The 15,056-nt window shown below is 44.7% G+C and carries 6 protein-coding genes; 3 read left to right on the top strand and 3 right to left on the bottom strand.

Annotation, left to right across the window (positions count from 1 at the left end; translation table 11 throughout):
• Window positions 1-190 precede the first annotated feature (190 nt).
• The 3 genes from H6571_11975 to H6571_11985 form a co-directional block, all read right to left on the bottom strand.
• Window positions 191-1,243, bottom strand: a complete 1,053-nt coding sequence (locus tag H6571_11975) for a PorV/PorQ family protein (protein ID MCB9324445.1) — start codon at window positions 1,241-1,243, stop codon at window positions 191-193.
• Between the two features lie 93 nt (window positions 1,244-1,336).
• On the bottom strand, window positions 1,337-5,368 hold the full coding sequence (locus tag H6571_11980) for a hypothetical protein (protein ID MCB9324446.1): 4,032 nt from the start codon (window positions 5,366-5,368) through the stop codon (window positions 1,337-1,339).
• Window positions 5,369-5,533: 165 nt separating this feature from the next.
• Window positions 5,534-9,229 (bottom strand): TonB-dependent receptor, encoded by a 3,696-nt coding sequence (locus tag H6571_11985; protein MCB9324447.1) that lies wholly within the window; start codon window positions 9,227-9,229, stop codon window positions 5,534-5,536.
• Between the two features lie 957 nt (window positions 9,230-10,186).
• Between H6571_11985 and H6571_11990 the strand changes: the two genes are divergently transcribed.
• The 3 genes from H6571_11990 to H6571_12000 all read left to right on the top strand — a co-directional run bounded on the left by H6571_11990 (window position 10,187) and on the right by H6571_12000 (window position 15,035).
• Complete coding sequence (locus H6571_11990; GenBank protein MCB9324448.1) at window positions 10,187-10,873, top strand: hypothetical protein; 687 nt, start codon at window positions 10,187-10,189, stop codon at window positions 10,871-10,873.
• Between the two features lie 57 nt (window positions 10,874-10,930).
• Window positions 10,931-13,747 (top strand): carbamoyl-phosphate synthase large subunit, encoded by a 2,817-nt coding sequence (gene carB, locus H6571_11995; protein ID MCB9324449.1) that lies wholly within the window; start codon window positions 10,931-10,933, stop codon window positions 13,745-13,747.
• A gap of 118 nt (window positions 13,748-13,865) precedes the next feature.
• Complete coding sequence (locus H6571_12000) at window positions 13,866-15,035, top strand: hypothetical protein (protein MCB9324450.1); 1,170 nt, start codon at window positions 13,866-13,868, stop codon at window positions 15,033-15,035.
• The last annotated feature ends 21 nt before the right edge of the window (window positions 15,036-15,056 follow it).

Genomic DNA, 15,056 nt, shown 5'->3' on the forward strand with positions numbered 1-15,056 from the left:
AAAAATAAGCAATCTTAAGCGGAAAATCAAGATTTACCGCTCAATCAGAATAAAAATATGACGTAAAACATATTTTTTCTGATGAATAGAGTACCAAAGACAGGAATAGTGTCCTTTTTAAAAAAAAACTTCCTGGCTTCCTGGCTTTTTTCGATCTGCCCGGACTTAAGTTTTGCTTTCCGGATTCTAATTACATATTGAAACGGATTCCGATATTGTGGGTACCGTTGAATATTTTTGTTTGACGATAAGCATAATCAATGCTTATTTTTGTGTTTTTGTTTTCTTTACTCAATGGCAAAGAAACGGTTGCGCCGGCACTCAGCCCTGTGTACAACGGACGTTCAAATTCTTCGGGACTCCCTGAGACAAATTCATATCTATATCCTGCACGGAGCATAAACATTTCCTTGAGCGAAAATTCCAATCCACCTCCCAACTGATCCTGGGAGAAAGAGTTCGAAGTAAAGTTACCCAAAGCCGTCAGGCGTCCTGTTGTTCCGAAAAGGAAATCATAAGAAAGACCAATATTCAGCATGGATGGTAATTCATAACCGGCAGAGCGCTGAGAAAGCGTAATCTGATACCCGCCTTCAACATTGTTTACCTCGTTGAGTCCTTCCCCGGAAAACTTCATTTTACCTCCGACGTTTCTTAAGGAAATGCCGAACTTGAAATTATCATCCTCCCCTGTAACGTATTGCACCCCTGCGTCTACCGCGAAAGCAAAAGCGCTGATATCGGCGGTAGATTCCGAAACACCACGAAGGGTAATACCCACCGTTACTTTATTTTCAAAAGTATGGGCATAAGACATTCCAAGATTGAAAAAATTCGGAGAGAACGTTGTTCCGGTTCCTTCCGGCTGATCAGCCGTAGTGACGGGGATATCTCCAAAATCAAGGGCCATCAGGCTAAACCCGAAAGCACCGTTTTTTCCCACCTTCCTGGCTACGCCAAAAGCATTCATATTGATCCCGGTACCCGTGAGGTAAATGCCATTACTAAAGGACAATTCAGTGGTATTGATCCGTGCCAAACCGGCAGGGTTGATGCGAATGGATTCCACTCCTGACACGTTTGCGGTAGTCATGGCATGCAATCCGGCAGCCCTGGCATAAGGAATCATCAACAATTCATAAGCACCGGCCTCTCCCTGGCGATCGGGGTTACCCGCCTGCACTTCTGTGGCCATTCCTCCCAAAACCAATAGGAATATGATTGAGTATATAGTTTTTTTCATTATTTGAAACCTTTAAATAAGACTCCTTTAATAAAGTCTGAATTAAAAAATGGACTTCCGGAAGTCAAAAACCTCCGGAAGTCACAAGATATTTTATAACCCTGACGGGTCGAATTGTCTGTTGACACCGAACCACTTGAGGGTTCTCTCACCAAGGCCTTCTGCCGCCACATGGATCAGGTAAACGCCACTGGCGATAGGAATGCTCTTACTGTTTTTCAAATCCCACTCAATATCCGGCAATACCTGCTTAAGTTCAACGGCTGAACCTTTAGGCAAACCACCCAATTCATCCCTGTCGTATTGACGGATGAATTTTCCGTCCAGGGAGTAAATGGTCACCGTACATTTTGCAGGAAGGTTGGTGATCTTTACGGTAGTCGTGAACTGGCTGATTTCATAATCAGAAAATCCATAATACGGGTTAGGCACCACATTAATCAGGTCAAGAGCCGTTTCCACACCATCCGTATCAAGCTCTTCTGCCTGAAGACCGTCAAGTTTAAACCTGTAAGTTGGATAACCATTGTAATCTCCTGTTCCTACTTTCACTTCGTAAGGGTTGTTGGCTCTCAACTTAACGGTTACATCCTCAGGAATCAACCCGTCGGCGTAGGAAAGCATCTCCTGCCCAGAAGCCGGCATGATCAATCCTGCCCATGTAATTTCCTTGACTGCTTTTACTTTTTTCAAAGCAGAACTCGAATGTTCCAGACGATCCGCAATATCGAGACAACCATCATAAGGCTGTTTGGTGACATAAACGTAATGTTGTCCGCCAGCGTAATAATTAAAGCTAAAGGGCTCTCCAAATACTCCCGTATTGAGGAACAACTGCGAGGACGGGTTGAACATCATATCTCGTCCTGTTGGTGCTGCATCAAAAGCATCTCCGAACAATGAACCATCATAGGTCGAATTTTCACCAAAGAAGATATTCAATCGTTCTCCTGTTTCCACATCAATGGCATACCCCGGGAACCAACCCATACCCATGGCTACTTCCGGATTGGGGTCCACATCGGGCAACAGATCCCCGTCGTTATCGAATTTGGTCACACTCGGGCTTCCTCTGAGGTCAAAATGAACAATATTGGCTCCTTCGGTAGGAAGACCTCCATTGGTCACCCATTTATTGGCTGTTTCAATAACCACGCAACGGCTCCAGAGATCTTTATTCGAAGTAAATACGATATCTACGTTATTGATTTCGCTGAGAGACGTCTGGTCGTGAACGATTTTGTTGCCATTGGAATTATTGGTCCAGGCAGGAGTCAAAATATCCTGGATAAACCCTTCGTTACCGACCCAGTCACACAAGTAATAAGGCACAAAATACCCCGGTCCGATTTTATTGTAAACCTGTTTCGGATCGAGGAAATCAAATGGCTCTCCTACGTTTGTTTTCACAAAATTGAACAAGGTCTGATCGATAACCGTAATTTCCGGTTGGTAATCATCCGCAATACCGGATAACCAGGAAGTGGCTTCTGCTCCCTTCGCATATTCCTCTTCATAACCGATGTATCCATTCGTAGGATCTACCGATGGCTCTGAACCTGCATCGGCCACCTGGCCGATAGCGACGCTAAAACCGTATTCGTTAACGATCTGTTCGTTCAATTTCGTAATGGTAGTATCCGATAGTATTTCGGGAGTTCCCGGACTACTCAGGTTTTTCAATACCCAATACGTTTTGTTATCGAGTTGGTCATTGCCCATATCTTCATCGATAAAAGTCAACTCAAACTCACCATCTTTAACTTCCAGTGGGTTGTACACCAGGATATCGATAGGTCCGCGACCCGGTCTGTAGGTAAGTTCGTTCACCTGGGTTCCTGTAGCAAAACCATCTTCAATAGCGGTTCTTGTTTCATCGGAAAGATCCAGGAAGTTGGTCGCAGTACCCACCCCGTCAACCCTGGTAATGATGGCTCCGTCACCGTACCCGGCGTTCAGTTTCCTGTCTACAGTAGGACGTGGGATGACCGTGTATGGTTTACCATCCTGATTAGGTCCGATATTTTTTCTGCCTTCAAAATAAGGTTTCTTCTGGCCGATCTGTGTAACCGGATCAAAAGGCTCGTATTCGTTAAAGGCATAAGCTACTGCTACGTAGTAGTATTTTTTATGATTGATCAACCGAATATCATCTCCGGTAGCAAACTGGTCTTCTGTAATGCGGAAAGTATGACGAATGCCATCGTCCTGACCTTCAATTTGCATTACAGGTATGAAAAACTCTTCTGCGGTGGGTCGGTCTGCTTCATCAAGCGCCTTCCAGTTGAACAATTTTCCAACACCGTTTTTAATATCCACCTCTGCCACGATACGTACTTTTGCAGGATCTTCGCGGTTTTCGGAAGAAAGGTCAGTATCAGAATCAGCTACCTGGAAAATACGGTATCCTTCGAAGTAATAAAGGCTGTCTTCTGTGCTGGCAGGAATGTCAAGCCCCGTACCGGCATATTCTTCATTAATATTGTTGGAAGGAAGGTTGTTGGTCAATACCGCAATAATTTCCTGGTCGAGTTCGATGAAATCCACATCCGGAGCATCCGGCCCGTTGGGAATGTTGAAACATTCGTCAAACAGTTTTTGCGCAATATCATCAGCTTCCTGCAATTTACGGATACTTGGACATGGGTAAGCCTGGTCGGCTACCCAAACAGCTCCTACGATCAGCTCGTTAACTGCCCCCGGATCCAAACGAAATGGTCCGGAAGCCTGTACTGTACGACGGTCTCCAAAAGGCAGGTCTTGTGTACACATAGACCATCCTCCATCCTGATTTGGTGGATCGACAAAGGCATAATCAATATCATAGGTTCCCTGCTGCCAGCCATTTCCGCCGTATTGGAAAGGTGAACCATCTTTCCATGTTCCTGACATGTAATTATAGTATTGCTGGTCGTTATCAGGGTCTGTAGTTCCTCCTTCAGGAGAACCTACACTTCCGTTATTGTAATAAGTAAAAGAAGACATGCCGAGTTCCACTCCATCTTCATCCAAAGGCCCGCGGAAGTAATCCACTCCAAGAATCGGCACCTGTTCACAGTAAGTATTAACCCCCTGGTCACAGTTGCAGCCGGTAGTACCGTCAATAGCATCCTCGTTGTAAACATAAGCCATACTCCTTTCCACATCGCAACCTACGTAATCATCGGTGTAACACCCAAGATCCGGGTCGACCCACCAGGCAAAGTAAGTACTGTCAATACTGGTAATGGCCCGGTTGATCAGCTTATAACGCTGGAAGGTCATATTGTTGATCTCATCGCTTGTTGAATAGGCAAATGTTTGCACCTGAACCTCCATCTTGAGGGGTAAAACGGCTCCTGATTCTGCGTGGGAGTTCCCGGAATCATTATAAACCCAAAAGGTCATCTCATCACCGTAATAGATATCAGGACATCCCCTGATCTCAATGATCGGATAATCCCCCTGAACAGGATCGTAGTTTCCGTCTCCATCATAATCATGGAAACCGGCGAGTCCCTGGCTGGTATTAGGCAATTCAAACTCGTGTACATCAAAGAAATAGGGATTGCCTTTAGCAGGCCATCCTCTGACATCTCTTGGAACTTCCGCCTCATCGTAAGGAATCCCCGCAAGTTTTGCCTGTTCGAATTGTGCTTTATGCTTATCGATATCCAAAGCGGAGACAGTAAAAAAGCGGTCCCACTTTGCACAGGTTTCCTTTTCGATCTCGCCCTGGTTATCCCCGTCAGGGATCAGCGGACCAGGCCAGTAGTCGAATTTACCGGTAGAGCGACCATAAGTCTGAGCAGCCAGTTTCAGGTTGCCCCCGTCATCATACCCGCCAAGCCATACCGCACCGGCAAAGATTGAAGATACTTCAGGAACGCCCGGAGCTACTTTAGGTACGACATAACGTCCATCATCCCCATCCCACCAAACGTCACCTCCTGTGGTGAGTCGGGCTCTTACGTTATTCACTGCCTGGTCAATCTGGGCAATGGCATTATCACAATTCTCCCGGTAACTGATCTCACTAGTGGAGGTAGCAGGCTTATGATGAATATTCGGGTTGATGTGTGCGCCAGCCACGGTAACCATTCCGACACCGACAGCACTCAAAAGCCAGGTTTTCAGATTACGCATTTTTAATATTTTTATTTGCATAACAATTTATTTAAGAAGAAAAAACCCTAAAAATGATCGTATTAAAATGATCCATGATAATTTTTCAAGCTCAATTAAATCCTACTTTAAGTTATCGAACGACTCATTTTAATTAACCCTCACTTCTTGGGGTTTGTCTATTTTTTAGAAACTAAAACTTGCTCCCAAGAAAATCCTGCGAGGAAGGCTAAAGTTGTTTGGATTCAACAATGCCCACTGATACGAAGTAATATAGGCTTCGATCTCACGCTTGGAATTTTCAATCGTAGCCAACTTACTGATCCCTCTTGAGGAAGCAAGGAAACCATCATCGTCAGGAGCTCCGGTCGCTGGATAGACATTAATTACATTACGTCTGTCCAATACGTTTGAAACCCTAAGGTAAACGTTAATGCTATAATCTTTCGTCAGGTTTATGCTCTTGTCAATTCTCAGGTTAAGTGTATTGTTCCATGGTTTCCTGGCTCCGTTAATAGCCCCGGAAATCTGTGAACCACCCAATTCGTCAGGCGTCAGGTATTTAGTATAAGGTCGACCTGAAACGGCAGTAAATGTAACGTTGAGTCCTGCATTGGCAAATATTTGTGATCCAAATAATTCAGGACCGTTATAAGAATTTCCGGAACTATAGCGGTAATCCAGTGAGGCTACAAACCTGTGGCGTTCATCAAATGAAAGCGGTGAAAGCGTCCTGATCACCCCGCGGCTTGAGATCCCCCTGGAAGAATTCGCATCAGAACCGGTTCCATCGGCAAACTGCAAAGTGTAGTTGGCCAGTAAGGTCGTATTTCCGGTTCTTCTCAAATCATACTGGAAGCTGAATCCTTTAACCGTTCCAAAATCCAGGTTATCATAGGTGTCATAAGAACCAATGAAAGGAACCGGGAAAATAGTCCGGAAAGTGATCATATCACGCATTTCCTTGTAATATGCCGAAACTTTTAAGGCCGAAGAATTGGAAAGTTTCTGCTGGAATCCTACTTCATAGTCTACCGTTTTCTCCGGCTTGAGGTTAGGATTATTTTTTATTATAGAAGCTTCATCCGTGAAATAGAAATAATCTCTTGGAGAAGCAATAGAGTTAGACGGCGGACGCTGCACGAGTACATCGTAGTGAGCAAAGAAATTCGCCTGGTCAGAGATCGGGAAAGAGAACGCCAATCGAGGCATCACGTTAACCTGTGCTTCATAGTCTTCAAAAGAAACATCAGTATCAAAATCACGACTCTTGATAAAGTTCGGAATATCCTCTATCCGTGGATCTTTGTATTTCGGGGTGACCTGGCCTGTGAAAATAAGCGTGGAATTGTTCACGGGTTCTCCGTTTGCACGGTACCAGGTATCCCCTCCACGATAAGCCAACACATTATCTCCTTCTCCGGTATATACTTTAAAATCAGACCCAATGTTGCCCGGCTTATCTCCTCCAAAATTTTCATGGAACTCATCGGCTCCCATAATTTCATACAAAGAGTATTTATCTTTCAGCACTTTAGTATTGGCATCATAACTATCAATACGCACCCCTAAACGGAAGATAACATCCTTGAAAGTAAACTTATCCTGGATAAATGCTGCCGTGTAAATCGGGCGGGCAGGTGCTACAGGGAATGTTCGGATACCATCAGCATCCTCTGCATCAAAGAAATCGTCAAAAGAACCGTCAAATTCTCCTCCGAGATAATCATACCCGTAGTAACCAAGCACTCCTTCATCATTAAGTTCCTTGGCAGAGAACATATTCAGGCTCAACTGGTCCGGAGTCAATCCATCAATATCCACGTATTGGTCCAACGGAATGCCCAGGGCTTCTCTGACCTTACGGTAGAATAAATTGTCAACATCCTCGGTATAGGCCAATCCATAAATCGGCACCCCTGAAACCATGTTTCCTGCAGGAGTGATCAAATCGATATATCCGATGGTATCTGTTTCAGCATAAGGCAACCTGGTAATAGGGTCAAGAGGAATACCGCTGATGTGCTCATTAACTTTCTGACGCGCAATATTCCACAACCCCCGTGGGGCAACAGTATAAGCGCGGTTGGTACGTTTTTCCCATGCAATACCGATCTGGATGTTGTGACGTCCTTTATCGGAACCACCGGGGACGAGGTCAAATGCTGCATTGGCATTAAAGGTAACGATATCATTATCAATTTTCCTTGCGGTATTGTAAACCGATCCCACATTAGAGTGAAATCCCCATGAGTTGTTAAAGTTACTTCCAACCGTTCCGTTATAGGTAATAAAATCCGTTCTGCTGATCAGGTTGTTTCCGGCTCCTCCTGTGAAAAAATAGGATCCGATTTCCGAATTCAATCCTTCTCCGACAGGAATGTCGAGGTAGTTATTGTAATTCGCCAACACAGGATTGGCATCCCCCGGATCGTATTCTCTCAACACCTGCAGGTATCCGCTGTTGACAATTTGCTCGTCAATAGGCTCCGGGTTTCCCTCTTCAAAAATAGGCACGATCCTAAACGTAGGTACCCATTCGTGCTTCAGCTGGCCTACATACCCATAATCGAAATAATTATAACCATGATGTTGGTCCGCCAGGTTGTTGAGGTTGTTCTCATAGCCTACCTGAAGGGTATAAGATACGTTCTGGATCAGAGCATTTTTCCCTTCATCATCCGTACCGGCTCCACCCAGGCGGTGACGGAAACGGAAGTTTCCGCGATAGGTGCTGTTATTGTCAATAGGATTATTATGTGAATTTAACACTCTCCATCCTCCCGGGGTGAATTGATTTTCGCTTTCGGTATAAACTCCGGTCAATGAAACGTCGATCGCCTCACTGAGCCGTGCATCCAATTTTCCGGTAAAATCATACCGCTTATAGGATTCAAAAGGACGTGCATCCAAAACATTAACGTCGTCCTGAAGCAGAAAATCTGCCGCCACAAGCGGATCGCCCCCTACGTCAATCACAGGATTAGCTTCAATTTCGGCAAGTTTATCGTCTTTAATCCGGTAAACGGGTACTGCTGGTGGATCATCATCTTCATTATAGGTATAACGTCCTGATAAACGGAAGCCTAAAATAGAATTGCCTTTTTTGTCTTTAACCAAAGGTCCGCTTAAGTTGATCCCGACCAGGTTGTTGTTGAATGCGTCGAGGAAACTTGAGGTTTCTGCTTCTATGCCCCCGTTAAATTTGGAAGAAGGTCCCTTCGTAGTAATGGAAATGATCCCCCCGGTAACATCACCATACTCTGCAGCCACACCTCCGGTAATGACCTGGAGCTGATCGATTTCAGACTCAGGCACCAAACTTCCCTGAACACGCATACCATCTACATAGTAGTTGGTGGCATCGCTTCTGGAACCACGAATGGCCACGGCATCTCCTTCATCTGCCGAAGATAAACCGGCAGCGGTGGAAGCCAGCGCGTTGATGTTACGTGTCGGAAGGTTTTTGATGTCATCTCCCGTGATTACACGCCCCTGGGTAGTGTTATCCTGTTCAATCAATGGAGCTTTATAGCCCACTACAATAACCTCCTTAAGGTCTACCCCCTTACTCATCTTAACATCCAGTTTGATAGCCTTACCGGCCAAAACCTGAATGTCAGCAATGCGCTGAGGCGAAAATCCTATATAACTGACCTCGACATCGTAGGTGCCCGGGTCAATATTGGAAAAGGAATAGTTTCCGTCGAAATCCGAAATGGTTCCTCCAATATAATTACCATTTTTATGCAGGGTAATATTGGCATTGAAGGCCGGTTCGCCGGTGTCTTCCTCCGTCACCTTTCCTGCCAGAGAAGTTTGCGCGCTGGCAATACCTCCCAAAAAGAAAAGTGCGAAAAATAATAGTAAATAACGTGCCATAAATTTTTGTTTTAAAATCTACAATACAATGCTCTTTTTAAAAGTAAAATACATAAGGTTAAACGATACAAGTAGCTTGGGGTTTGGTGTTATCCCCTATTGGGAAAACCTGCTGCCAATCTCGGAGATTAACCTTTAATATTTATGATTTCGTTTTCAATTCAGTTGGGAAAAAGGATAAAAAAGATGTCCATTTGTCCTCTTTTATTCAGCAATTTACACTTTTTCAACGCTGTGCTCCAATGCTTGGGGCAAAAATCGTGGGCAATGTTAAGAAAAATAGGTCGCTTTTCAAAAATACATTTGCCAGCTGTCACACATAAGACAAACGTGCGCCACATTAAGCCCATAAAGCTTCCTTTCCTAAAAAAAAGCCGTGTATATTGGTTTCTGATATAAAAGAGAGATGGTTTGTAAAGCCTTTCAGTCCCAAAAGTAATTTTTTTTAATTGAATCCCAATATTATTTTTTATTAAAAGTCAGGTTTCTGATGAATGCATGGGAATAAGTATATTATGCGGGAATGTATGAATGCTTGAATGAGGGAATGCTTGAATGAGAAAGTGCATGGATGTTTTTAAATTCATTTGAGTGGATAACGACTAAGACCGGACAACGAAGCTGGAAGGAAGTATTTTCAGTCTCACGGCCCTGGCTGGGATTGTTCAATGCTCCAGGTTCAAAGCCTGCCTGACAACATCAGGGAGACAGGTTCAATTTATTATTGATTACCAAAGATTTATAGACTCCAAGACATAGTTAAATGAATACTCCCCCCCTGGCCTTCCTCCTTTATAATGCAAGGTAGCCGCGAATTTGTGTCAGACTCGATCCAATTTCTCCGGATCTTATCACACGCTCAAACCCCAAACCCAAACAACTTTTACAATTTACATTCTACATTTTACATTTTAAATTTATATTACTCTATCTTTGCACCCCAAAAGGATCATATTGATGAAATCAGTTTCTGCCACTCTTTTTGTTTGTTTAATAATTTTTTTACAAAGTTGTAATCAGCAGGAAAATCCCATCACCCAACCATCCGTTTTTGAAGATTATTTCGTCAGGTACCTGGCTCCGGAACAAAAACTGAAAGCCCAGGCCATTTTTTCTTTAGGAGACAGTATCGACGTCGCCGTTCCTTTTGTTCCATTTGGCGGAGTGGCCTTCATGGGAAGTGGTATGGAAATGAAAAAAATAAGTGAGCAATTGATTCGATATTCCAGCGAATCGTCTGCCGAATATCAAAACATCTTCAAATTCAGACATAAAAACCCGGCCGGTGACATTGTTCCTTATGAAATAAGCATGACTCCTATCGAAGACTTTTTCGTAAAAAGCAAAGCCAGCAAGTCTTCCGGACTGGATTTAGTCATCAAAGGCGGGTTATTGTCTCCGCAGGAATCCCTGGTGTTTCTCTTCTCTGATCAAAACAACGTGGCCGCTTCCTATACCCTTTCCGGCCCAACCAAAAACATCGAATTTCACCTTCCACCCAATTCAATTAAAAACCTGAGCCCAGGAAACGGAAAACTCTATATCGTAAAAAAAATAATGAAACAAGAAAGCCTGGACCACAGAGAGATCCATGCCGAAGTTGAATACTATACCAAAGACATTGACATTGAAATTAACGACTGATAAAAACCAGTAACAAGCAACCAGTAACAAGCAACCAGTAACAAGCAACCAGCAACCATGGCAAAAGATCAATCCATAAAATCAGTGCTCATCATCGGAAGTGGCCCTATCATCATTGGACAGGCATGTGAGTTCGATTATTCCGGGACACAAGCGGCCCGCTCCCTAAGGGAAGAAGGCATTGAAGTCAGCCTCATCAACTCCAACCCGGCCACCATTATGACAGATCCTGTCACGGCCGACCATATTTACTTATTGCCGTTAACGCCCGAAAGTCTCATAGAGATTCTCGAAGAACGCCAAATTGATGCGGTGCTCCCCACGATGGGAGGACAAACTGCCCTAAACCTGACCATTGAAGCAGGAAAACTGGGCATTTGGGATAAATATAATGTCCGGTTGATCGGTGTTGACCTGGATGCCATTGAGATTACCGAAAACCGGGAAGCTTTTCGCCAACTCATGATCCGGCAGGGATTAAGTGTTGCGCCTTCCTATATTGCCAATTCTTTCCTGGAAGGCAAAGAAGCCGCTCAAAAAATTGGTTATCCTCTCGTTATCCGCCCTTCCTATACGCTGGGAGGTACCGGGGGCGCTTTTGTGCATAACGAAAAAGAATTTGATGCCGCCCTTCGTCGCGGACTGGAACTTTCGCCGACTCACGAAGTCCTGGTGGAAAAAGCTGTATTGGGCTGGAAAGAGTTTGAGTTGGAATTATTGAGAGACAGCGCCGACAACGTGGTCATCATCTGTACGGTGGAAAACCTTGATCCCATGGGGATCCACACCGGAGACAGCATCACGGTGGCTCCGGCCATGACCCTTTCGGATACGGCTTACCAGCGAATGCGCGACGAGGCTATCATAGCCATGCGATCCCTGGGTAATTTCTCCGGAGGTTGTAATATTCAGTTTGCCCAGAACCCGGAAACCGAAGAGCTGATCGTCATCGAGATCAACCCCCGCGTATCCCGTTCCTCGGCCCTGGCCAGTAAAGCCACAGGGTACCCGATTGCTAAAATTGCCGCCAAACTAGCCCTGGGCTACCGGCTAGATGAGTTGAAAAATCAAATTACCAAAACAACTTCCGCTTTCTTCGAACCTACCCTGGATTATGTGATCGTTAAAATGCCTAGATGGAATTTCGACAAATTCCAGGGAGCCGACCACAGCCTGGGATTACAAATGAAATCCGTAGGTGAAGTGATGGCCATTGGCCGCAGTTTCCTTGAAGCCCTGCAGAAAGCATGCCAGTCACTCGAAGATAACAGGATGGGACTTGGTGCGGATAAAAAAGAATGGATCAAAACATCGGACATCCTGGAAAGGCTCGAAAAAGTAAGCGACGACAGGATTTTCAGACTGAAAGATGCCCTCCGTCTGGGTGTGCCTTCCAGGACGATCCACAAGCTTACCCTGATAGACCCCTGGTTTATCAAAGAGATCAAAAAACTGGTCAAAATGGAAGAAAGACTGACGCGTTTTAATGTCGCAGAAGATATTCCTTCCGATTTCTTCCGCGAACTGAAACAGGCCGGATATTCCGATGCCCAGATCGCCTGGGTATTGAGAATAGCCGACGAAGAAGTGACCAATGTCAGGAAAAAACTGGGGATCAAAAGGTCCTTCAAAATGGTGGATACCTGTGCCGCTGAATTTGAAGCCCAGACGCCTTATTTCTACTCGACTTTTGATGGAGAAAACGAAAGTATTGCCTCCAATAAAAAGAAAGTGATTGTACTCGGAGCCGGACCGAACAGGATTGGACAAGGTATAGAGTTCGATTATTGTTGCGTACACGGGTTGCTCGCCGCCAAAGAAGTGGGGTATGAATCCATTATGATTAACTGCAACCCGGAAACCGTTTCCACTGATTTTGACATGGCCGACAAGCTGTACTTCGAACCGGTCTTTTGGGAAAACCTGGAAGAAATCATCGAACATGAAAAACCGGAAGGGGTCATTGTTCAGTTGGGCGGACAAACAGCTCTGAAACTCGCTGAAACCCTCCATAAAAAAGGCATAAAGATCTTCGGAACAGATTTTGAATCCATGGACCTTGCCGAAGACAGGGGATCTTTTTCCAACCTGCTGAAGGAACTGGAAATCCCATACCCCGAATACGGAGTCGCCAATGATGCCGACGAAGCCATCGCCATTGCCGCCAGGGTTTCTTACCCTGTTTTGGTCAGACCTTCCTATGTTTTGGGAGGCCAAAGAATGCGTATCGTGATCAATGACGAAGAACTCGAACACCAGGTGTTGAGTATCTTCAAACATATGCCCGACAATAAGGTACTCGTGGATCAATTCCTCGATCGGGCCAAAGAAGCCGAGATCGATGCCATCTGTGATGGCGATGAGGTGCACATCATGGGGATCATGGAACATATCGAACCCGCCGGCGTTCACTCAGGGGACAGTTCTGCTGTATTGCCAACCTACAGCCTGTCGGTAGATGCAATAACCAAAATGGTGGAATACACGGAAAAACTGGCCAAAGCTTTAAAAATAAAAGGACTGATCAATATTCAGTTTGCCATAAAAGACGACAAGGTGTATGTCATTGAAGCCAACCCAAGAGCTTCGCGGACGACTCCGTTTATTGCCAAAGCTTACAAGGTTCCTTACTTGTCTATTGCGACCAAAGTGATGCTGGGTACACACAAACTAAAAGATTTTGACATCAAACCACAACCGAGCGGATATGCCATTAAGGTGCCTGTTTTCTCTTTCGATAAATTCCCGAATGTGGATAAAAACCTCGGTCCGGAAATGAAATCCACCGGGGAAGCGATACGTTTCATCAAGGATCTTTCCGATCCGTTTTTCAGGGAACTGGACAACCACAGGAATATGTACCTTTCCAGATAATTAATTTTTTTAGCAGGTGTTTATTTTTTCCCGGCCGACCTCCGGAGGTTTTTAAAATCCCTGAGGTCGGCAGAAAAAAGGGATCATAATTAGATCAGTTCACCAAAAAACTTTTCTAATGAAAATAGTGGAGGTTAAAGACATAAAGACCTGGAAATTATTCCACAAGGTTCCACAATTGGTATACAAAAACGATCCTTTGTGGATCGCTCCTCTTGAAAAAGATATTCAGAAAATTTTTACGCCTTCCCAAAACAAAGCTTTCAGGGACGGTGAGGCTCAATGCCTGGTCGTGCTCAATGATCAGGGTAAACCTATCGGAAGGATCGCCGTTTTTATAGACCATGGCCGGAACCAAAAACAGAAACACCTACAGGGCGCCATCGGCTTTTTTGAATGTATCCAGGACAAAAAAGCGGCTGATTTGTTATTCCAGGCAGCAGAATCCTACCTTACGGAAAAAGGAGTAAAGATCATTGACGGCCCCATCAATTTCGGGGAGCGGGATAAATTTTGGGGGCTGCTCGTCAAGGGGAAATACCCGCCCATTTATACCGAAAACTACAACCCGGAATACTACATTGATTTTTTTGAATCCGCCGGCTACAAACCCTATGAAAAAGTTTTGACCCTTAAGGGAAAAACGATCGACATCCCAAATGAAACGTTCCGGGAAACCGCCAACAGAAGTAAGGAAAAATACGGTTTTCATGTGGAATTGGTCCACCCGCGAAACCTCCGGAAATATGTCGATGATTTTTGTGAGGTGTACAATGCGGCTTTTAAAACCTTCCCTTATTATAAACCGCTGACCACCAAAATGGTCTACAACCTGTTCAAAAAGATGAAACCGGTTATGGATCGGGGACTGGTTCCATTTGCCTATAGCGGGGACCGCCCTATTGGATTTTGCCTGCTGATGCCGGAAATCAACCAATATTTAAAAGGGGCCAAAGGAAAATTGAATGTCTTCACCCTTCCCGGAGTAATTATCAGAAAATTTTGGCCCGGGCAAAAAATAGTCAAAGGCATTGCCTTTGGCATACATCCTGACTTCCAGGGCAAAGGGGTGATCGCGCTCATGGTAGACAGGATTTATGAACATGGCAGTAAAAATTATTCCCATATCCTTTTGACGACCATCCGGGAGCTAAACAAAAAAATGCTCAAAGCCATGGAACACCTCAACGTCCAGATCGACCGGGAACATGTGGCCTACCGGAAAATCCTCGATGTCAACATTCCTTTTGAGCCACTCAATTTTGAAAAAGTTTTGGGAAGGCAATGAAAAAAGGGAACAGGGGAACAA

The sequence above is a fragment of the Lewinellaceae bacterium genome, from assembly GCA_020636105.1.
Lineage (GTDB): Bacteria > Bacteroidota > Bacteroidia > Chitinophagales > Saprospiraceae > BCD1.